The organism is Pseudarthrobacter sp. TE9888 (genome assembly GCF_056279345.1).
The window spans coordinates 2,735,565-2,755,853 of the sequence record NZ_JBWBRD010000002.1; the positions used below are offsets into that span (position 1 = coordinate 2,735,565).

The following is a 20,289-nucleotide window of genomic DNA, read 5'->3' on the forward strand; positions in this document are numbered from 1 at the left end:
TTGGTGGGTGGGAGATGGCGGGTGGCCGCTACAGCGGGGCGCACTGCCCGTTGGTGGCCACGAGCTGGCGGATGGCCTCTTCGTTGCCCTCCAGCTTCAGCTGGGTCAGCATTTCTTCGGTGATCGGCTCACCGTCGGGCGTGGTGGTCACAGGCGTGAAGTCCGACGGCGAGGGCTGCTGGACAGCGTTGCCCGCGGCCGGCAGGGTGGCCGGGACGGCCCCGGCGGCCTGGACGTGTCCGGCGCCTGCCTGGGGAAGGGCCATCACGTCGTCGGCAATGCCGGCCGACTGTGAACCCTTGGCGGAGGCCGATGCCAGCAGCTGGTCGACGCGTTCGTGGATCTGGTCGAAGTCGGGGTTCGTGGAAAACGACGCGTCAAAGTCCGGCGGCCCGATGGTCAGCCGTTTGACGTCCTTGCCCCGCGCCTTGATGGCCAGGTCAAGGAAACTCCCCAGCTGGGCGGAGGAGATGTTGGACTCCACCACCTTGGTCCCGGCGCCGGCAATGTCCTCGAACTTGGACAGCAGGGTGGCGGGATCAAGCTGTTTCAGCATGGCCTGCTGGACGCACTGCTGGCGCTGGATGCGGGAGTAGTCGTCAACGTATTCGCGCGACCGGCCGTACCAGAGGGCCTGGGCGCCGTTGAGGGTCTGGTCCCCGGCGGGAATCCAGCCCAGGGGCATGCCGTGGGTCTTGGTGGCCTCGTCGAAGTAGCCGCTCATGGGAACCCAGCCGCCGGCCTTGATTTTGATGCCGCCCATGGCATCGATCAGGGTGGAGAACCCCTCCATGTCGACCAGGACGTAGGCCTGGATCTTCATGCCCAGGGTGCCGGAGACGGCTTCCATCGTGGCCTGCGCGCCGGGGTCCTCCACGCCCGGGTACAGGTCCGCGTGTTCGTTGGTCACCTCGGTGTTGATGGCGTTGATCAGGCACTCGTCACCGCAGTTGTAGCCGTCCGGGTAGAGGGCCCGCATGGGGGAGCCTTCGCTGAACTGGGCGTTCTGGAAGTTCCTGGGGACGGAGATGATGGCGGTCTGGCCGGACTGGGCATCCACGCTGAGGATGGAGAGGCTGTCGGGCCGGCGGCCGGTGCGGTCATCGCCCGCATCGCCGCCCATCATGAGGAAGTTGTAGCGCCCGTCCACGGGCTCGATGGCGGGCCCTGACGAAAAGATGTTGTCGATGGCGTTGCGGCCCACATTCAGCAGGTAGGCGGCGTACCCCACCGAGCCGCTGCCCAGGACCAGGGCCAGGACCAGGGCAATGCCGACGGCGGGGCGGGCCCGCGGTGCCAGCAGGACAGGGCGGATGAGCCGCAGGGTATTCAGGAACAGGAGGGCCCAGCCGAGGGCCAGCGCGGCAAGCACCACCACCAGCAGCAGCGACGTGATGGGGTTGGTCACGATGTTGATGACCAGGCTCCGGTTCAGCAGCAACAGGACCAGTGCCAGGAGAAGGACCGCCCACACGGAGAGCGTGACGCGGAGCGCCGTCCGGCCCAGCTTGCGGTCGCCTGCCACGAGCTGGGCGCTGCCGGGCACCAGCAGCGTCAGCAGGACCAGGACGAAAGCCCGCTTGGTGCGGACCTCGGGTGAGGCGCTGACGGGGTAGCGGACCGGGTCCGACAGTGACGGGCCGGAGCCGGTGTGGAGGACGCTGCTGCTGCTGGCCATGCCGGGCGCCCTAACGGCTGCCCCGAAGGGGGCTCGAGCCGCCTGGGAAGACTTCGCTGACCTTCTGCCGAAGGTTCGCCCCCTTCCGGGACGCCACTGCGTTCAGGTCCGCGGCGAAGTCGATGAGGTCCGCCCGCAGGGAGTCGGCGAGTTCATCGGTGCCGGCGGCCAGCATCCGCACAGCCAGCAGCCCGGCGTTCCGGGCTCCGGCGATGGAGACTGTGGCCACCGGGACGCCCGCCGGCATCTGGACGATGGAGAGGAGGGAGTCCATCCCGTCGAGGGTTTTCAGCGGAACGGGGACGCCAATCACCGGCAGTGGCGTGACGCTGGCGAGCATGCCAGGCAGGTGGGCTGCGCCGCCTGCCCCCGCGATGATGACCCGAAGGCCACGCTCGTGCGCCGTCTGGCCGTACCGGATCATCTCCGTGGGCATCCGGTGGGCGGAGACGACGTCCGCCTCGAACGGGATGCCGAATTCGGCCAGGGCGTCCGCCGCGGCCTCCATGACCGGCCAGTCCGAATCGGAGCCCATGACCAGGCCCACCAGGGGGCCCGCCGCGGTACCGGCTGCTGGGGTGGCTTCGGCGCTCATGCGTTCTCCTCGAAAATCGCGGAAGGTTCGTCGGTGGTGACCCGCCCGTCACGGATGATGCCGGCCACGGCCGTGGCGCGGCGGCGGACCGAATCAACCTCTGTCGTGGAGCTGCCTGTCAGGTTGACGTGGCCGATCTTGCGTCCCGGCCGCACGGACTTGCCGTAGCAGTGGACCTTGGCCGCGGGTTCGGCAGCCAGTGCCATGGGGTAGGCGGCGTACAGGTCCTGGTTGTCGCCACCCAGGAAGTTCTTCATGACGGTAACGGGAGCCAGGGCATCGGTGGCGCCCAGCGGCAGGTTTAGGACCGCGCGAAGGTGCTGCTCGAACTGGCTGGTGATGGAACCGTCCTGGGTCCAGTGGCCGGTGTTGTGGGGCCGCATGGCCAGTTCATTGATCAAGAAGCCCGCCCCCGAACCAGGGGTTTCGAACAGTTCCACCGCAAGCACGCCGGTAACGTCCAGTTCGGCGGCGATGCGCAGTGCCGCATCCTCCGCGGCGGCGGCAACTTCCAGCGGGATCTCGAGCGCGGGAGCAATCACCTCATCGCAGACGCCGTCCACTTGGATGGTGTGCACCACGGGCCAGGCCCGTGCCTCGCCATCGGGGGTCCGCGCCACGAGCGCGGAGAGTTCGCGGGTAAATTCGACTTTCGCTTCGGCCAGCAGGGGGCTCATGGCGGCAAACCAGTCTGCGGCCTCTGCAGCCTCTTCGGCAGAGGCGACGATCCGGACTCCCTTGCCGTCGTAGCCGCCCCTGGGGGTCTTCAGGACTACGGGCCAGCCGGTCTCGTCGCCGAAGCGGACCAAGTCAGCAACGTCCGCCACCGACGCCCAGGCCGGGTTGGGCAGTTCCAGCCGGTCGATGGCGGCACGCATCACCAGCTTGTCCTGGGCATGGACCAGGGCGTCCGGCCCGGGCTGGACGTTGACCCCGGCGTCCTGCAGGGCGCGGAGGTGGTCGGTCGGCACGTGCTCGTGGTCGAACGTCATGACGTCCAGGCCCTGGGCGAAGTCCAGGAGCGTCTGCAGGTCCTTGTAGTCACCTACCGGAGTGGCGGGTACGGCCGACACCGCCGAGACGTCCTCGCCCTCGGCGAGGACACGGAGTTCAAAGCCGAGTGCTGTAGCGGCAGGGGCCATCATTCGCGCGAGCTGGCCGCCGCCAACCACGCCTATCACTGGAAAAGTCACATGTGCCAGACTACCGAAGACGGGCCCAATCCCGCTTTTGCAACCCGGCGGGCCACCCCGATTTCCGCCCGGCGGAGCCCAGGTGGCCAACTTCTCCCGGGCAGCTCAAAGGTTTGGGGGCTAAAATGGAGCTTTGGCCACGTGGCCCACAGTTCGTCAGGCCATGGAGGGTCATGTTTAGCGCACTTGCAGATCGTATCCGGGGGCTCGCCTCACTTTTTTGGCGTGAAGTGGCCAAGTTCGGGGCGGTGGGCGGTGTGGCGTTCGTCATCGACAACGGCTTGACCTACTACCTCATGCACGGCCCCATGTCGGACAGCGAGGCGAAGGCACGTTTTGTCGGTGCCACCGTTGCCACCATCTTCTCGTGGGTGGCCAACCGTTTCTGGACCTTCCGCCACCGCCGCCAGGCCAACGTGCTCCGCGAGTTTGTCATGTTCGTCATCATTAACGGCATAGGCATCGGTATTTCCACCGGCTTTACGGCGCTGGCCAAGTACGGCATGGGCATCGACAACAAGAACCTGCTGTTCCTGGCGGGCGTGGCGGGCATCCTGGTAGCCACGGTTGTCCGCTTCTTTGCCTACCGCTTCCTGGTCTTCAACCAGGAGCTGGACCAGGAGCCGGAATTCTCCCACGACCACGAAATCATCGAAGCCCACCCGCACCGGGAGTCCGCCCGCACTGCGGAGCGTCCAGCGTCCACCAGCGTGGACGGCGGCCCGCAAGCCTAGCCGTACGCGGCGGTCAGCTGCCGTGGATGCGTTCGTCCGCCCGCAGTTTGTCGGTAACCGCCACGGCGGGATGGGTCAGCACCACCGAGCCGTCCCGCTGCCAGGCCCCCAGTGCACTGGACAACGCTGATTCAAGCCCCCGGTCCGCAGCGACATGCACCCTGGCGCCCTCCTCGTGGTTCACGGCAAAGCCGCTCAACAGGTCCCGGTGGGCGACAGCACGTCCTTCGCTGGTGCGGACGGCACATCCTTCCGGATCCGGGTCGGTGTGCGCCATGAACACGTCCCCGTGGGAACGCACCTCGGCAGCGTAGTCAAGGCAGCCGGCGGGAAGGTCCCCGGGCCACCGCATCGCCAGTGCCGGAAGTGCAACGGCAATGACGGCGTCGTGCTGTCCCGTGGCCCCCGCAGGGTCGTCCGTGGCAAGGAAGTCCGCCGGACCGCCGTCGAACACTGTCTCCAGGCCGATCTGCCAGGACGCCAGCGCCCACACCATCGCCTTCCAGTGCGCCGGAAGAGCGAGCCGCAGCCGCATGCCGGGCTCGGCGTCCAGCTCGTCCTGCAGAAGGTTGCTGGTCTTGGCGACCCAGTTGTCCAGGACCCGCCCCGAGAGCTCCACCCGCTCTGCATCGGGTCCATACCAGGTAAGCCGTGGTGCCGTTGAGTTGCCCGAGCGCAGGGTGCCCATCAAGTCAATTGCGGGGGTTGTCGTCATGGGTTCATCCTGCCACTCCGCAATGACAGGGTCACCCGTCGACGGCTTCGGTTGAACGGCGCGGCAACCAAAGTGATGTTAATCACTGCCGTTGCTAAGTTTGCTTGCTATTTTGCCCAAGACCGGGTATTTTCCCCGCCAGGCCGTGCGTTTGACGGGTTTTCGGCCCGCCCGGGGCCGGTCCCGGCTCCCGCCACGCCCGGACCGGCAAAAATCCCGGGCGTGGCGTGCGCAAACTTCTGAACAGCGACTGTCTATTATCCCGGCAACGGCTTGACTAGCCCTAGTTACACACGTGTAATTAGGTAACTAAAGCAATTGCGTAAATACCGGCACACAACCGAGTGTCCACGTATCCAGGCAATGGCTGAAACATCAGGAGGGTCGCCGTGGGGCAAGCAGAGCGTATCCAGGAAGATGCCGTCGTGGCCGGTCAGGCAACGGCAAAGTACCGTGCGCGGGGGGTGCCCAGTGACTGGTACGTGGATCCCGCAGATCCTGATGCTGCGGAGAGGTATAACAGGAATTCCACCAGTGTCCTCGAGGACCAGGCCACCGCGTTCCTCGCGGCGCATGAAGCCCTCCTGGACGGCGGCGCCGAGCCGGAGGACGACCTTGATCCGCCCATGGAACTGGCCGCCGCCGGGACTGTCCAGCCAGTATGGATTGGACTGCCGCTGCAGCAGGACTTCGATGACGAAGGCGAGCTCGGCTGGCAGACGGACGCTTTGTGCGCCCAGACCGACCCGGAAGCCTTCTTTCCCGAAAAGGGCGGCTCAACACGCGACGCCAAGAAGGTTTGCGGCGCGTGCAACGTGAGGTCCCAGTGCCTCGAATACGCGCTGGCCAATGACGAACGGTTTGGCATTTGGGGAGGCCTTTCCGAGCGTGAGCGCCGGCGGCTTAGGAAGCGAGCAATCTAATTCTTCAGGATGTCCATGTCACTGCCGTTGTGGTTGCCCACAACGGCAGTGCCTATCTGCCCAGAACCCTTTCGGCACTGGCCGCCCAAACGCGCCCGGTTGACCGCGCAGTCGGCGTGGACGCTGGTTCCGGCGACGATTCGTACAGCCTGCTCAGCCGGTCCCTGGGGGAGGCCGCCGTTGTCAGCCATGCCCGGGGCAAGGGCGGCATGGGTTCCGCGGTCTCCGCCGCGCTCGCCGCGCTCGTGCCCTTCGATGGAAATGCCGGCTCCGGCAGGACCGAGTGGATCTGGCTCCTGCACGACGACGCGGCGCCGGCGCCGGAAGCACTCGCGGAACTCCTGGGCGCCGTGGAGCGGGCCCCATCGGTTACTGTCGCCGGCTGCAAGCAGCTGGACTGGCATTCGCCGCGGAAGTTGATGGATGTGGGCCTTTCCACCAGCCGTTGGGCCGAGAGGCTTACCCTCATCGACGCGGATGAGATGGACCAAGGCCAGTACGACGGCCGAACGGACACCTTCGCGGTGAATTCTGCCGGCATGCTGGTGCGGCGGGATGTCTGGGAACAGCTGGGCGGCTTCGACCCCGCACTGCCGGGCAGCGGAGACGACGTCGACTTCTGCTGGCGGAACCGGCTTGCCGGCCACCGCGTGGTGGTGGTTCCCGCGGCCCGGATGTTCCACGTGGCGCACCGGCCCCATGCACTGGGGAACCCGTCAGCCGCCCGAAAAGCGCAGGTCCACCTCCGCCTGAAGCACAGCCCGCTCTGGATGGTGCCTGTCCACGGCATCGGCGCGTTGCTCGGCAGCCTCTTCAAGCTTGTCCTGAGCATCGTGGTCAAAGATCCCGGGCATGGCATTTCCCAGCTCCTCGCCACCTGCGCGGCACTGGGCCGGCCCCGGGCCGTGGCCAAGGCCCGGAGGACGGCAAAACGCACGCGGCGCATCCGCCGGTCCGTGATCCGCAAGCTCCAGACCCCCCGCCGGGAGGTGTGGAGCCACCGCCGGTCATTGATGGAGGCGCTGGGATCGGACGGGGCAGGCGCGGACCACCTTGTCCAGGATCCGCTCGCACACCAGCCCACCGGCGACGCCGCGGACGACTTCGCGGCCCTGGCCACCAGCAAGCGCGGCTGGGTAGGCAACGGTGCCCTGGCCGCCGTCATCATCGCGTCAGTGGCCTCGCTTCTGGCGCTGGCAGGACTGTTCCGTGCCGGCGCCGTCTCCGGCGGTGCCCTGATCCCGGTCTCCGCAGGCCTCGGGGACATCTGGCACAACGCCTCCAGCTGGTGGATCAGCCTCGGAGCGGGCCTTCCCGGCCACGGCGATCCCTTCGACTACGTCCTCTGGATTGTCGGCCTCGCCGGGGGAGGAGATGCCAACGCTGCCATGGCCTGGCTGCTCCTGCTCGGTGCTCCGCTGTCCGGACTCACCGCCTGGTTCGCCGCCGGCGGCGTCACCGAACGCCGGCGGCTCCGTTTCGCAGCCGCCCTCTTTTGGGCTGCCGCGCCGGCACTCCAGGCCGCACTGAACCAGGGCCGGGCAGGTGCCCTGGTGGCCCACATCATGCTGCCGCTGGTGGTCCTTGGCCTGCTGCGGGCCACGGGCTCGGCCGTTGGCCACGGACGGTTCAGCGCCACCGCGGCGCCCGGCTACCCGGCCCCTGAGCAGCTCCCGGCCAAGGCGGGCATCAACGGCCTGCCGTCGTGGACAGCCGCTGCCGCTGCGGGCCTGGCACTGGCGGTCACCACCGCGTCTGCGCCCTCCCTCCTTCTTCCCGCGACCCTCGTCATCGTGCTGTGCGGTGTCCTGCTGGGGCGGCGCGGACGAACGGTGTGGTGGGCCCTGCTGCCCAGCGCAGCCCTGTTCGTCCCGTTCGCATTGTCCACCCTCGACAGGCCACGTGCCCTTCTGGCAGACCCGGGCCTCCCGCTGGGATTCGAGGCAGCGCCACTGTGGCAGCAGCTCATGGGCCAACCCCTGTCGTTCGCTCCCGCCGGCGGCCTCCACGGACTCACGGCCTTTGCGGGCGGGCGGGTGCCCTGGGCCCTGCTGCTCGCCGTGCTCATTGCCGGGCCGGTGCTGGTCCTTGCCGTCGTGGGGATTTTCAGCGCAGGACGCCGGGCCCGGACTGCCAGGTGGTTCTGGACCGCTTCGATGATTGCCCTGGCCGGCGGCTGGTTCGCGGGCCACGTGGCCACCGGACTGAACCAGAATGTCATCGTGGCCCCGTTCCCGGGACCTGCCGTGTCCGCCGCTTCCTTTACCCTCCTTGCCGCGGCACTGCTGGGGTGGGAGCAGCTCCTGGCCGCTGCGGACCGGACCTCCGGTGCCGGGGTGAAAACCAGGACCGCGGCCCGCGCCGGCCTGGCAGTTGCCCTGGTGCTGGTGCTGGCCGGACCGCTGGCAGGGATGGCCGTTTGGTCCGCGCAGAACCTGCTGCGTCCGGCCACCCCGGCCGCCGCGCCGGCAACGCAGGGCCTTGCCGCCGGCGCAACTCCGGCAACTTCCCCGGATGGGGGAGCGCTGGGCGTTCCGCGGCTGGTGGAGGCTGCCACCGGCCGCTCCCTTCCCGCCACCGCCGTCGACCGCGGTACCGGACCCGAGCAAACGCGGACCCTCCTCCTCAGTACGAGTGACGACGGGACCTTCAACGCCTCTCTGATGCGCGGGGCAGGCACCACTTTGGACAGTCTCTCCGCCATCGCCTCCGCCAGGAACATCATCGGCGGCCCCGGATCAGAAGAAGTACGCGACGACGACGACGTCACCGCAGCCGTCCGCCGCGTTGTGGCCACCATGGTGGCAGGCCAGGGCGTAGACCCCCGTTCCGACCTCGAACAACTCGGCGTCGGCTTCGTGGTGCTGCGCTCCGCCGACACCGCAGCCCAGCTGACTGCGAGCCGCATGGACGCTGTCCCTGGCATGGTGGCCGTGGGACAGACCGACGTCGGCTGGCTGTGGCGCATCAGCCCGCTGAACCAGCGCGGCACCCAGGCCGCCGACGTCGCCCACCGGGTCCGCATTGTCGATGCAGGCGGCACGGCCACCGCGTTGGTGGCGTCCGGTGCCGCAGGCGTCGACACAGCCGTCCCCGCCGGGCCTGAAGGCCGGCTGGTGGTCCTCGCCGAGCGTGCCGATCCCGGGTGGACCGCCTGGCTCGACGGGCGGAAACTGACCTCCACCACCTCAGGCTGGTCACAGGCATTCACCCTGCCTGCGTCGGCGGGCCAACTGACGGTCCGGTACGAGAACCCCTGGTCGTTCTGGGCGGCCGCCGGACAAATCACGGTGATCGGGCTGACCGTCATCCTGGCAATCCCCATGCCGGCCCGGCGGCCGCGGACCGGCCTCTCACGGGACGAGGGCTCCCTGCGTAAGGAACACCAACATGCATGAGCACACTCCACCGGCCGGCAAGGCCAAGGCCAAGGAAGGCGCCGGCATCCCGGAGGCCGCGGAGGCCGGGATTCCCGACGCCGGGACACCGGACGCTGCCGGGCAGCCACAGGACGGCGGACAGGAGCCGTCCGCGGAAAAGCCCGGTTCAGCCGGCAAAGCCACCGCTGGCGTGCCCGGGACCGGCAAGGGGCGGAAAAGCCCAGGCCGCGGCGCCACGCGACTGCCGGGCGGGAAAAGCCGGGCAGCCGCGATCGCCGGGGTGGCCGCAGGCGTTCTGATCCTCGCCGGCGGCGGGGCCGTGGTCGCGGCCGGATCGCTCGTGGCAGAGCCTGCATCAAGCCGCACGGTGCCCGTAGCCAAAGCTGCCGTCCCCGCGGGGGCCAGCGTCGGCGTGTGCCCCGGCCCTGCGCGGTTGCTGGAAGGTACGGATGCAGGGACGGATGCCCAGTTCCGGCCGGAGTCGGCCACCGCCGCAACCAGGGTCAGCGCCGCGGTGCTGAGTGCCGGCGGCGTGCTGCCGGGGAGCCGGCTGGCGCACCTGGACGGGACGGCCGCCGTCGAAATTGCCAAGGACCCTGGGCCGGCCCCAACTGCGACGGCCCCGCAGGAGCTCCTCGCCGGAGTAGTGGCAGACCGGACCGTGGACCAGGTGAACGTCCTGAGTGCGAACGCCGTCGCGAACCAGAACGCGTCGGCCGCCGGTGCCATGAAATATACGGCCACTGACGGCGACCTGCAGGGCAGTGCCGCCGCAACCTGCGGGCAACCTTCGAATGACCAGTGGCTGGCTGGTGCCAGCACCACGGTCGGCCGCACCTCCGTGCTCGCGCTGACCAACCCCTCCAGCACGCCAGCCACTGTGAGCCTTGAATTGTTCGGCGGCCGCGGCCAGATCCAGGCGCCAGGCAGCCGTGGCCTGCTGGTTGCCCCCGGCACCACGCGCAGCGTGGTCCTCGCCGGGCTCGCCCCCAACGAGTCCCAGCTCAGCGTCCACGTCCGCAGCGCCGGTGGTCCGGTCGCAGCCTCCATCCAGCAGAGCTTCCTGCGCGGACTCACTCCCGGCGGCGTGGACTACATCAGCCCGGGGACTGCTCCCGCCGTCCGCCAGGTGATGACGGGAGTGGACATCCAGGACCCTGCCGGACTGGCTTCCCTGACGGCACAGCCCGGCTACCGGGACGCGGGCCCCGCCCTGGAACTGACAGTGCCTGGCGCCTCTGATGCTGTGGTGGAGATCAAGCTGTACGGACGCGACGGCCAGCACGCGCTTCCGTCCGGCGGCGTCATTACCGCAAAAGCCGGTTCAACAACTGAGGTTTCCCTGGCGGGGGTACCCGCCGGCCAGTACACGGTGGCCGCCTCTTCCGACGTCTCCTTCCTTGCCGCCGCCCGGATGAGCCGCGGCCTCCAGCCCGGTCAGCCTTCGGATGTGGCCTGGGCGGCATCGGCCGTGCGGCTGGGCAGCCAGCACGTGGTCCCGGTCCCCAAGGGCGGCCAACGCCAGCTGGTGTTCGGTGTCCTGGACTCCAGGGCCACTATCACGTACTCGCCCATCACAGCCGACGGAAAGGTGCGAGCCGCGGCCACTGCCGACATCGCCGGGGGAACCACAGCCTCCATCAGCATTCCCGACCAGGCTGACGGGGCGGACGTGGTTGGCTATGCGGTGTCTGCGTCCGGCGATGCCGCCTACGGATCAGTGCTCGTGGGGCAGGAAGGCCGCAATGACGTTTCGTCCCTGGCATTCCTGGCTGCTGCAGCCGGGCAGGAAACCGTCCCTGTGAGCCTGGGCTACTAGCAAGGGCGATGCAGGGCAGCCCGTCGTGCGGGCCGCGGCGTCAGTAGCGGCGGCGGTAGACCGGATCCAATGTTTCCGGCGCAACGCCAAGCATCTCCGCCGTGTGTTCCACCACCACGTCGTGGACCAGGTCCTGGAGTTCTTCGACGCTGGAGCACGCCTGCTCCACCACCCGCCGGTACACCGTGATCGTGGGGCCGTCCCCATCGGCGGCCGGCGTGTAGGAGCCCATGGGGGGAGTGGACGCAGTCGCCGCAAGCTGTTCCAGCTCCGGCGGGATTTCATCCACGCCGAACCGCACGCCGTCCAGGGTCTTGCCCCAGATGTCGTGCAGCCGCTGGGCCGAGTCCAGCACCATGTCGTCAAAGCGGTCGGCGCGGGTCCGGTATCCGGGGTGGGTGGGCAGCATCACCTCGCCGCGGAGGCCACGCCCGTGGCGGTTCCGGCGCCGCCGGGAGAAGCTCCTGCCACTGGTCTCCGCACCCGTTGCCACAGGGGCATCCGGGTCAGCCAACCGGACCGAAAAACCTGATTCATGGTTCGATGACTGCATACATCGACTGTAAACCCGGGGGAGGATTTACGCGATACATCCGCTGTGCCCCGGGGGCGCGTCGGCCTGGGCGGCAATGCGCGGCTTTTCGCCGGGGAAGGGGTAGTCTGTGATGTCGTGGGAGCTATCCGTCAATGTTCAAGGTCTGCCTGCCGCCAGTCGGCGGTAGCCACCCTGACGTACGTGTATGCCGATTCCACCGCCGTCCTGGGTCCGCTGGCCACCTACGCCGAACCGCACTGCTACGACCTCTGCGAGCAGCACGCTGATTCTTTGACGGTGCCCCGCGGCTGGGAAGTACTGCGGCTGGCCATGCCGTCCACCCCGCAGCAGCCCGGACCCGATGACCTGCTGGCGCTGGCCAACGCTGTCCGCGACGCCGCCGCCCTCCCTCCGGAGCCCCAGGCGGCCGCCCAGCGGGCACACCATTCCGCCCTGGAAGCTCCGGCCGGCACCGAAGGCGCACGTCGGGGGCACCTGCGGGTCCTCCGGGAACCTTCCTGAGCCCCATCTGGCGGTAGGCTGGAGGCTGCACATCTTTTCCGCTACCGGCGCGAGCGCGCCCGCCAGGGAGCATGAACAAATGCCAAAGATCAGTCCCGAGCTGTTGTCCGTCCTGCGTTGCCCCGTGACCGGCTCGCCCCTGGTCCAGGAGGGGGAGGAGCTGGTGGCCACCGCCGCCGGGGATACGGGCGTCAGGAACCGGTACGCCATCGAGGACGGGATCCCTTTGCTGCTGCCTCCGGAGCTGCTGGCTGCAGCAGCCTCGGCAGGTTCCGACCAGCACGACCCCGAGGCGGCAGAGCACTAGTTCAGCCGCCTCCGCACGCACAGAAACAGCAGCACGGGGACTGGACCAGGACCCGGACCAAGCAAAGGACCACCCATGACTTTTGAATACAAAGTTGCCGACATCTCCCTGGCCGAAGCCGGGCGGCACCAGATCCGCCTTGCCGAGCACGAAATGCCGGGCCTGATGTCCCTCCGTGAGGAGTTCGGCGCGTCCCAGCCGCTCAAGGGCGCACGGATTGCCGGCTCCCTGCACATGACGGTCCAGACCGCCGTCCTGATCGAAACCCTCACTGCGCTGGGCGCCGAGGTCCGCTGGGCATCCTGCAACATCTTCTCCACCCAGGACGAAGCCGCCGCAGCCGTGGTGGTGGGCAAGGGCACCGTCGAGGATCCCCAGGGCGTGCCCGTGTTCGCCTGGAAGGGCGAGACCCTTGAGGAATACTGGTGGACCGCCGAACAGATCCTCACCTGGCCGGGCGCGGAGGCCAACCCCGAGCTTGGTCCCAACATGATCCTGGACGACGGCGGCGACGCCACCATGCTGGTGCACAAGGGCGTGGAGTTCGAAGCCGTGGGCAATGTTCCCTCCGCGGACCCCGAGGACTCGGAGGAATACGGCATCTTCCTTGACGTCCTGCGCCGATCCCTCACCGCAGACCCGCAGAAGTGGACCCGCACTGCCGCCACGATCAAGGGCGTCAGCGAGGAAACCACCACCGGCGTCCACCGCCTGTACCAGCTGGCAGACCAAGGCAAGCTGCTCTTCCCCGCCATCAACGTCAACGACTCGGTGACCAAGAGCAAGTTCGACAACAAGTACGGCATCCGCCACTCCCTGCCCGACGGCATCAACCGGGCCACGGACGTGCTCATGGGCGGCAAAGTCGCCGTCGTCTGCGGTTACGGCGACGTCGGAAAGGGCGCCGCCGAGGCCCTTCGCGGCCAGGGCTCGCGCGTGATCGTCACCGAGATCGACCCCATCTGCGCACTGCAGGCAGCCATGGACGGTTACCAGGTGGCCAAGCTGGAGTCCGTCCTGGCGCAGGGCGATATCTTCATCACCACCACCGGCAACAAGGATGTCATCCTGGCCGAACACATGGCCGGCATGAAGAACAAGGCCATCGTGGGCAACATCGGCCACTTCGACAACGAAATCGACATCGCGGGCCTTGCCCGGATCCCCGGCGTGAAGAAGGTTGAGATCAAGCCGCAGGTCCACGAGTGGGTCTTCGACGGGGGACAGGACGCCGAGCGCTCCATCATCGTCCTCTCCGAAGGCAGGCTGCTCAACCTCGGCAACGCCACCGGCCACCCGTCGTTCGTCATGAGCAACTCGTTCGCCAACCAGACCATTGCCCAGATCGAGCTGTGGACCAAGCGGGACCAGCACGAGTACGAGAACAAGGTCTATGTCCTCCCCAAGGTCCTTGACGAGAAGGTGGCCCGGCTGCACCTGGACGCCCTGGGCGTTGAACTCACTGAACTGAGCAAGGACCAGGCGGAATACCTGGACATTGACGTCGCGGGCCCCTACAAGCCCGAGCATTATCGTTACTGAGACGTAAGGGCCCGGGCACGCAACGTGCCCGGGCCTGTTATTTTCTGCACGTAGGATCGAAAACATGGAGCCTGATGTAAAGCCCCGCCGCCGGGGGACTGCCAAGAAAATCGTTGCCGTGGCTGCCGTCTGTATCCTGGCTGCCGTGGGCGGGGTCTTTGCCGCGGTCGCTCCGGGACTTGCAGGTGGGCCCCTTGAATCGGAGGCAGGCTCCGCGCTGCGCACATCGCCGGGCATCGCATCGCCCGTCGTCCCGCCGGTTAAGGTCGACGCCGCACCTGTCGACGGCGCCAAGCAGGTCAATCCCGCCGCGCCCGTTTCCCTGAAGGTGGGTAACGGGATCATCCAGCGCGTCACCCTGGCCAGCATCGCGGGGAAGAGCATCGACGGAAGCATCGACGCCGGCGGGACCTCATGGTCCGCCACCGCGCCTCTGGAGTTCAACACCGAGTACAGCTACACCTACGTGGTCAAGGACAGTGCAGGGCGGGAGACCAGCACCACCCAGTCCTTCAACACCGTCTCCAGCTCACATGAGGCGGACGCCGCCATCTACCCCCTGAACGGCATGAAGGTGGGCGTCGGCCAGCCCCTGCAGATCATTTTCAGCGAGCCGGTGACCAACCGCGCCGCCGTGGAGAAGGCCATCAAGATCACCACGACGTCGGGACAGGCCGGGGCGTTCCACTGGTACAGCGACACGATGGTCCGCTACCGTCCCGAGAACTTCTGGGCGGCGAACTCCACGATCACCATGGACATGCAGCTCTTCGGCGTCGACCTTGGAAACGGCCAGATCGCCAACTTCAATAAAAAAGTGAACGTCAACATCGGCGACAAGAAGGTGGCCATCGCGGACGCCACGGCCCACACGTTTACGCTGAGCGTCAACGACCAGGCCATCAAGACGCTGCCCGTGAGCATGGGGGACAAACGCTTCCCCTCCGCCAAGGGATATGCCGTGCTGATGGAGAAGAACCGGTTTGACCACTTCAGGGCTGCAAGCATCGGCCTGAAGCCGGACGATCCCGCCTACTACGGTGAGGCCGACGTCGAATACACCATTCGCCTCACCCTCAGCGGGGCTTACATCCACCAGGCGCTGGAGTCCGCCTATCCGTATATCGGCAACGCGAACGTTTCCCACGGCTGCATCGGGTTCCTTCCGGACGGGGCAGCCTGGGTGTTCGACAACATGGGAACCGGCGACGTCGTCCAGATCATCAACACAGAGGGTGACTACGCGGCGAATACCGACGGGTATGGCGACTGGAACATTCCCTGGAGCGAGTACGACAACTGAGTCACTCGGCGAACGGCAACCGCTGCAGCCGCCGTCCCGTCTCCGTGTTCCGCCGGCGTGACTGCAGCAACCTCGTGAATTCCCTGTTCCGGCGTTCAGCGACGACGGCGGCCACGTAGTCATCCGGACCCGTCCCCGGCGGTGGCGGCGGGGCCACGTGGGCTGACAGTTCCTCGGCGATAGCCCGCGCCATGCCGGCCCTTGAAAGCGGAGCCATCCGGCCCGCCTGGCGGATGAACTGGGCGGCCCTGCGCGCAGTGGCGTCGGGAATCCGCCCGATGTCCGCCGCGGCCGCCCACGCCTGAAGGTAGGGCGGCACGAAAACCTGGACGGCCGCTTCGGCGGGAACCCTGCTTCGCACGGCGTACGTGCCGGCGAGCAGGTCGCCGAGCCGCCTGGATTTGTCGTTGAAGAGTGCCACGGCGAGGGCAAGCCCGCCGAACGTCAGGTAGATTTCGAGGAATCCGGTCAGCCCGCGGATCACGGCATGCCGGAACCGGATGGCACCGCCGTCCTCACGCACCACCCGCAGGCCCGTGGCCAGTTTCCCGAGCGACCGGCCCCGGGTCAGCGTTTCCATTGCCACGGGCACCACCACCAGGCAGAAGACGACGGCGGCCAGGCCGAGGGCACGCGCGGCTGCATCGTCCAGGTCCCTGCCGGCGGCGGCCAGGCCAAGCATGATCAGCACGAGCAGGACCACGTGGAAAACGACGTCGATGGCCAGGCCCAGTGCCCGGGCGGCAAAGCCCGCGGGCCGAAGCTCGAGGACCACGGCCTCGCCGGTGATGATCTGGCTCATACTGCGTCCCTGCCCTCCGAGGCTGATGATGTGGACCATCCGACGGTGCGGACGGTCAAAGTCTAGTGCCGCCCGCTAGGCTGTAGCCGTGGACATGGATGCCTTCGCCGCCGTTAATGCGGACAAGTGGGCGCGGCTGCAGGAGCTTGCGGGCAAACGGAGGCTCACCGGCGCCGAGTCGGATGAGCTGCTGACCTTGTACCAGTCAACGTCCGGCCACTTGTCGCTGGTCCGCTCCATGGCCCCGGAGGGCGGCCTCTCCGCTTCCCTCTCTGCCACGCTGGCCCAGGCGAGGACCCGCTTTACCGGGGCACGTTCCAACGCGATGGCCGACCTCGCCAGGTTCTTCGTGGCGGCCCTGCCCGCCGCGCTGTACCGGCTCACGTGGCTCACCCTGGCCTGCGGAACGGCTTTCGTCCTCATCGCCGCCGCCTACGCTGCATGGATCGGGACGTCGCCGGACGCGCTGAGGGCCGTGGCATCCGAGTCCGCTGCCGCCCAGTACGTGGACCAGGACTTCATCAACTACTACTCGGAAAACCCCGCAGCGTCCTTCGCCGGCGCCGTGTGGACCAACAACGCCTGGATCAGCGCGCAGGCCGTGGCCCTGGGAATCACCGGGGTCTGGGTACCGATGATCCTGTTCGGGAACGCCCAGGGAGTGGGCATTGCGGCCGGAATCTTCGCCGCCGCCGGTAAGTCCGACGTCTTTTTCAGCTACATCCTGCCTCATGGGCTGATGGAGCTGACCGCCGTTTTTGTCGCCTCTGCCGCCGGACTGCGGATCTTTTGGGCCATGGTCGCCCCCGGTCCACGGACCAGGGGTCGGGCGGTGGCGGAAGAAGGCAGGTCGTTGGTAACGGTGGCACTGGGACTGGTCCTGGTCCTGTTCGTTTCCGGGCTGGTGGAGGGGTTTGTCACTCCGAGTCCGCTCCCTGCCTGGGCCAGGATTGGCATCGGCGCGGCAGTTCTCGCGGCGTACTGGACATACGTCCTGGTGTGGGGCAGGCGCGCTTTCCTCGCCGGGGAACGCGGAGACCTCCGCCGGGAAGATGCCGGCTACACGGAAATCGCTGCCTGAATCGTTGTAATCCTGCCGGGGTGGTTCCTCGCCCAGCAGAAGTTCCGGACGGTAGGCTCGTCAGCAGAATCAATCGTGCCGGCGGAATGGAACCGGTGCGGAACCCAACGGAAGTGACGCTGCTGTGAATGACGAAACACCGGTCCGCGCCAAAAGCGCTGCGCCGCAGCCGGAGCCTTTGCTGGATACGTCCGGGGATTCCGACGAGCCCGCGTTCTCCTGGCTGACGCCTGCTGACGGGGACAAGAACAGTGGGGAAGAACCCCGCGGTGACAAACCCCGCGGGGAAGAAGCCGGCCGGGACAAGGCCGGACGCCAGGAACCTGCGGCAGAGGGCGAAGCCCCGCAGCCGGAAACCCGGGCCCACCGCAAGGCCGCCGAGGCCGCCGTCGAATCCTCCGCCCCCGGAAGCGACGCAGCCGGACGTCCGGCCGCCGCGTCTCCGGCTGCCGCCTCTTCAGCGGATGAGCCGGCCGGAAGCCCCGGCTCACCCGTGTTCAAGGAACCCCTTCCCACCTCCGCCCTGCACGTCCGTCCCCCCGAAGAGGAAGTGGAGCGCCGCAACGCCCAGCGTGAAAGCGCCGCGAACGCCAAGCCCGTAGCACCGCGCTTCATGCAGGTCCTGCTCGCCATCATCTACCCGTTCATCCTCCTGATCCTTGCCGTCCGTGCGGTGACCACCCCGCTCTTCCTCTGGGTGGAGTACAACCGTCCCGGGTTCCCCGGCGACGGCTACGGCTTCAGCACCGACGACCGGATGACCTACGGCTCCTACGCCGTCGATTACCTCCTCAACTGGGCCGGCCCCAGGTACCTGGGCGACCTGGTGCAGCGCAGCGGGGAAAAGCTCTTCAAGGACGGCGAAGTCAGCCACATGGCGGACGTCAAGGCGGTCATCCTCTCCACCTTCGGCGCGGGTGCGCTGCTGCTGCTCCTGGCCTTGATCGCCATTTTGTACCTGCGCCGGCGCAGCACCGGCGGGATCCGGCGCGGGCTCTTCGCGGGCTCCATCATCACGCTGGTCCTGATCCTGGGTCTGGGCACACTGGCGGCCCTGGGCTGGCAGCAGTTCTTCACCGAATTCCACCGCGTCTTCTTTGCCGACGGGTCCTGGACCTTCAGCCTGGACGATACGCTGATCAGGCTCTTCCCCAGCCAGTTCTGGATCGACGCCGGCATCGCCATCGCGGGCCTGGTCCTCCTGGCGTCCATCGTGACGCTGGTGCTTACGTGGCCCACCCGGCGCCGCCGCGGCGTTGCGCCGGAGGCCAGGAAGGCGTCGGCGGAGCCGGAAATGGTGGATCAGCCGTAGATCTTGGCGATCTCCGCCTGGTACTCCGTCACCACGGCGGCCCGCTTCAACTTGAGGGACGGCGTCAGGTGCCCGGACTCCACGGTGAACTCGGCATCCAGCAGCCTGAAGGTCCTCACCGATTCGGCTTTTGACACCATCCGGTTCGCAAGGTCCACCGCCTCCTGGAGGGCGGCCAGTACCTGGGGGTCGACGGCAGCTTGAGTGAGGGGGATTGGGGGCAGTCCCCGCTCTGACCGCCAGTTGGCAACCCCTTCCGGGTCCAGGGTCAGCAGGGCTGAAATGAAGGGCTTGCCGTCGCCCACCACCACCGCATGGCCCACCAGTTGGTGGGTGCGGATCTGCTCCTCCAAGGGTCCCGGCGCTACATTCTTGCCGCCGGCGGTCACCAGCAGGTCCTTCTTCCTGCCTGTGATGGTCAGGAAGCCGTCCCTGTCCAGGGAGCCCAGGTCACCGGTGCGGAAGAAGCCGTCCACGAACGAGTCAGCATTGGCTGCGGGGTTGTTGTGGTAGCCCTTGAACACGCCAATTCCCTTGACCAGGATTTCGCCGTCCTCGGCGACCCGGATGGTGGTGCCGGGGACGGGGATCCCCACGGTTCCCACTTTGGTCCGGGACGGGGTGTTGGCCGTGCAGGGCGCCGTGGTCTCGGTCAGTCCGTAACCTTCGAGAACGGGAATGCCCACGCCACGGAAGAAGTGTGCGTCATCGGAGGCCAGGGGGCTGGCGCCGGAGACGGTATATCCAACCTCTCCGCCCAAAGCCTGGCGCAGCCGGGGATAGACCAGGCGGTCATACACCGCGTGCCGGGCCCTGCTGAGCAGGCCGGGGCCTGGACCGTCGCCGCGGCTCTGCCGGTCCTGGTCCCGGGAGTACTCGATGGCGGCGGCGGCTGCGGCATCGAACAACTTGCCCTTGCCTGCCACGGCGGCCTTGTGCGCTGCCGTTGCCCGGACCTTTTCGAAGATACGGGGCACCACCAGCAGGAAGGTGGGCCGGAACGTCCCAAGGTCTTCTAGGAGCTGCGCCGCGCCCGGGGTGTGCCCCAGTGTTGCCCCGGCTGCGAGGCAGACCACCTGGACGGCCCGCGCCAGCACGTGGGCCAGCGGCAGGAACATCAGGGTGCGGGCCTGGTCCTTCTGCAGGATTTCCGGTAAAAACGCAACGATGTTCTTGGCCACCAGGGCGAAGTTTCCGTGCGTGATCTCGCACCCCTTGGGTTTGCCCGTGGTGCCCGAGGTGTATACGAGCGAGGCGGGGTCGGCCAGCGCTGCGCGGCTCCGCTGGCGCTCCAGCTCGGCGTCGCTGACTCCCGTGCCCGCAGCGGCGAGGCTGGCAAGGTCCGGGGCCTCGCCGTCGTAATCCATCCGCACCACGTTGACCAGGCGGTCCCTAAGCTCGGCCGAACCGGCCACCACGCCGCTGACGAGCTGCACAGTGGCGCGATCGCCCGCGAAGACCCGGCGGACCCCTGCGTCCTGGATGATCCACTGCACCTGGCTGGCGGACGATGTTTCATAGATAGGTACGGTCACGCCGCCGGCGAACCAGATGGCAAAGTCCACCAGCGTCCACTCGTAGGAGGTGCGGGACATCACCGCCACGGTGTCGCCGGGTTCCAGGCCGCCGGCGATCAGGCCCTTGGCCAGCGCGCTGACGTCCTGCAGGAATTTCTGCGCGGAGACATCCACCCAGCCGTTGGGCCCCTTGCGCCGGTACAGGGCGTGGGCCGGGTTGGCGGCGTGCTGCTCCAGCAGCAGGTCAGTCACATTGCTGTTGGCGTCAAGCTCAACCAGCAGTTCCGTGCTCGCTTCTCTCACAGCAGGTCTCCGTTTCCGCTGCCGCGCC

General features: G+C 67.7%; 17 protein-coding genes. 10 read left to right on the forward strand and 7 right to left on the reverse strand.

The features are described from left to right. Window positions 1-28: 28 nt before the first annotated feature. The 3 genes from ACZ9J7_RS13305 to ACZ9J7_RS13315 are packed head-to-tail and all read right to left on the reverse strand — an operon-like array spanning window position 29 to window position 3,466. Window positions 29-1,678, reverse strand: coding sequence for an LCP family protein (locus tag ACZ9J7_RS13305; RefSeq protein WP_476210018.1), 1,650 nt, complete (start codon window positions 1,676-1,678; stop codon window positions 29-31). 10 nt (window positions 1,679-1,688) lie between these two features. After that, the gene (gene purE / locus ACZ9J7_RS13310; RefSeq protein ID WP_476210020.1) at window positions 1,689-2,273 is read right to left on the reverse strand and encodes a 5-(carboxyamino)imidazole ribonucleotide mutase; all 585 of its coding nucleotides are present in this window, start codon (window positions 2,271-2,273) and stop codon (window positions 1,689-1,691) included. After that, on the reverse strand, window positions 2,270-3,466 hold the full coding sequence (locus tag ACZ9J7_RS13315; protein ID WP_476210021.1) for a 5-(carboxyamino)imidazole ribonucleotide synthase: 1,197 nt from the start codon (window positions 3,464-3,466) through the stop codon (window positions 2,270-2,272). The genes purE and ACZ9J7_RS13315 overlap by 4 nt, the downstream gene beginning before the upstream one ends. Before the next feature lie 173 nt (window positions 3,467-3,639). Between ACZ9J7_RS13315 and ACZ9J7_RS13320 the strand changes: the two genes are divergently transcribed. Continuing rightward, the gene (locus ACZ9J7_RS13320; protein ID WP_476210023.1) at window positions 3,640-4,200 is read left to right on the forward strand and encodes a GtrA family protein; all 561 of its coding nucleotides are present in this window, start codon (window positions 3,640-3,642) and stop codon (window positions 4,198-4,200) included. A gap of 13 nt (window positions 4,201-4,213) precedes the next feature. Here the strand turns inward: ACZ9J7_RS13320 and ACZ9J7_RS13325 are convergent, their stop codons facing one another. After that, complete coding sequence (locus ACZ9J7_RS13325; RefSeq protein WP_476210025.1) at window positions 4,214-4,915, reverse strand: TIGR03089 family protein; 702 nt, start codon at window positions 4,913-4,915, stop codon at window positions 4,214-4,216. Between the two features lie 389 nt (window positions 4,916-5,304). Between ACZ9J7_RS13325 and ACZ9J7_RS13330 the strand changes: the two genes are divergently transcribed. From ACZ9J7_RS13330 to ACZ9J7_RS13340, 3 genes are read left to right on the forward strand one after another with little or no spacing between them, the layout of a single operon-like run. Next, complete coding sequence (locus ACZ9J7_RS13330) at window positions 5,305-5,838, forward strand: WhiB family transcriptional regulator (protein ID WP_476210027.1); 534 nt, start codon at window positions 5,305-5,307, stop codon at window positions 5,836-5,838. Window positions 5,839-5,867: 29 nt separating this feature from the next. Beyond that, on the forward strand, window positions 5,868-9,236 hold the full coding sequence (locus tag ACZ9J7_RS13335) for a glycosyltransferase (RefSeq protein WP_476210029.1): 3,369 nt from the start codon (window positions 5,868-5,870) through the stop codon (window positions 9,234-9,236). Continuing rightward, on the forward strand, window positions 9,229-11,037 hold the full coding sequence (locus tag ACZ9J7_RS13340; RefSeq protein WP_476210030.1) for a DUF5719 family protein: 1,809 nt from the start codon (window positions 9,229-9,231) through the stop codon (window positions 11,035-11,037). Before ACZ9J7_RS13335 ends, ACZ9J7_RS13340 begins: the two co-directional genes overlap by 8 nt. A 40-nt stretch (window positions 11,038-11,077) precedes the next feature. Here ACZ9J7_RS13340 and ACZ9J7_RS13345 read toward each other — a convergent pair whose 3' ends face one another. Continuing rightward, complete coding sequence (locus ACZ9J7_RS13345; protein ID WP_387559819.1) at window positions 11,078-11,590, reverse strand: metallopeptidase family protein; 513 nt, start codon at window positions 11,588-11,590, stop codon at window positions 11,078-11,080. Window positions 11,591-11,707: 117 nt separating this feature from the next. On the opposite strand from ACZ9J7_RS13345, the gene ACZ9J7_RS13350 reads away from it, so the two are divergent. From ACZ9J7_RS13350 to ACZ9J7_RS13365, 4 genes are all read left to right on the forward strand, one after another. Then, window positions 11,708-12,094 (forward strand): DUF3499 domain-containing protein, encoded by a 387-nt coding sequence (locus ACZ9J7_RS13350; RefSeq protein WP_476210032.1) that lies wholly within the window; start codon window positions 11,708-11,710, stop codon window positions 12,092-12,094. A 79-nt stretch (window positions 12,095-12,173) separates the two neighbouring features. Then, window positions 12,174-12,401, forward strand: a complete 228-nt coding sequence (locus tag ACZ9J7_RS13355; RefSeq protein WP_476210034.1) for a Trm112 family protein — start codon at window positions 12,174-12,176, stop codon at window positions 12,399-12,401. A 75-nt stretch (window positions 12,402-12,476) separates the two neighbouring features. Continuing rightward, window positions 12,477-13,943, forward strand: coding sequence for an adenosylhomocysteinase (gene ahcY, locus ACZ9J7_RS13360; protein ID WP_476210035.1), 1,467 nt, complete (start codon window positions 12,477-12,479; stop codon window positions 13,941-13,943). A 64-nt stretch (window positions 13,944-14,007) separates the two neighbouring features. After that, window positions 14,008-15,246: a L,D-transpeptidase gene (locus tag ACZ9J7_RS13365; RefSeq protein ID WP_476210037.1), complete on the forward strand. Its 1,239-nt coding sequence runs from the start codon at window positions 14,008-14,010 to the stop codon at window positions 15,244-15,246. 1 nt (window position 15,247) lies between these two features. On the opposite strand, the gene ACZ9J7_RS13370 is transcribed toward ACZ9J7_RS13365, so the two are convergent. Further along, the gene (locus ACZ9J7_RS13370; RefSeq protein ID WP_476210038.1) at window positions 15,248-16,048 is read right to left on the reverse strand and encodes an RDD family protein; all 801 of its coding nucleotides are present in this window, start codon (window positions 16,046-16,048) and stop codon (window positions 15,248-15,250) included. An 88-nt stretch (window positions 16,049-16,136) separates the two neighbouring features. On the opposite strand from ACZ9J7_RS13370, the gene ACZ9J7_RS13375 reads away from it, so the two are divergent. Continuing rightward, window positions 16,137-17,129, forward strand: coding sequence for a stage II sporulation protein M (locus ACZ9J7_RS13375; RefSeq protein WP_476210039.1), 993 nt, complete (start codon window positions 16,137-16,139; stop codon window positions 17,127-17,129). Between the two features lie 124 nt (window positions 17,130-17,253). Beyond that, complete coding sequence (locus ACZ9J7_RS13380; RefSeq protein WP_476210041.1) at window positions 17,254-18,441, forward strand: TIGR01906 family membrane protein; 1,188 nt, start codon at window positions 17,254-17,256, stop codon at window positions 18,439-18,441. Here the strand turns inward: ACZ9J7_RS13380 and ACZ9J7_RS13385 are convergent. Further along, window positions 18,432-20,261: an AMP-dependent synthetase/ligase gene (locus ACZ9J7_RS13385; protein ID WP_476210043.1), complete on the reverse strand. Its 1,830-nt coding sequence runs from the start codon at window positions 20,259-20,261 to the stop codon at window positions 18,432-18,434. The two genes, ACZ9J7_RS13380 and ACZ9J7_RS13385, sit on opposite strands and share 10 nt — an antisense overlap. Window positions 20,262-20,289 lie beyond the last annotated feature (28 nt).

Bases quoted from the DNA above. Each gene is read 5' to 3' on its own strand.
- ACZ9J7_RS13320 (WP_476210023.1), top strand. From the start codon at position 3,640: ATGTTTAGCGCACTTGCAGATCGTATCCGGGGGCTCGCCTCACTTTTT.
- ACZ9J7_RS13365 (WP_476210037.1), top strand. From the start codon at position 14,008: ATGGAGCCTGATGTAAAGCCCCGCCGCCGGGGGACTGCCAAGAAAATC.
- ACZ9J7_RS13370 (WP_476210038.1), bottom strand. From the start codon at position 16,048: ATGAGCCAGATCATCACCGGCGAGGCCGTGGTCCTCGAGCTTCGGCCC.
- ACZ9J7_RS13340 (WP_476210030.1), top strand. From the start codon at position 9,229: ATGCATGAGCACACTCCACCGGCCGGCAAGGCCAAGGCCAAGGAAGGC.
- ACZ9J7_RS13355 (WP_476210034.1), top strand. From the start codon at position 12,174: ATGCCAAAGATCAGTCCCGAGCTGTTGTCCGTCCTGCGTTGCCCCGTG.
- ACZ9J7_RS13345 (WP_387559819.1), bottom strand. From the start codon at position 11,590: ATGCAGTCATCGAACCATGAATCAGGTTTTTCGGTCCGGTTGGCTGAC.
- ahcY (WP_476210035.1), top strand. From the start codon at position 12,477: ATGACTTTTGAATACAAAGTTGCCGACATCTCCCTGGCCGAAGCCGGG.
- purE (WP_476210020.1), bottom strand. From the start codon at position 2,273: ATGAGCGCCGAAGCCACCCCAGCAGCCGGTACCGCGGCGGGCCCCCTG.
- ACZ9J7_RS13325 (WP_476210025.1), bottom strand. From the start codon at position 4,915: ATGACGACAACCCCCGCAATTGACTTGATGGGCACCCTGCGCTCGGGC.
- ACZ9J7_RS13305 (WP_476210018.1), bottom strand. From the start codon at position 1,678: ATGGCCAGCAGCAGCAGCGTCCTCCACACCGGCTCCGGCCCGTCACTG.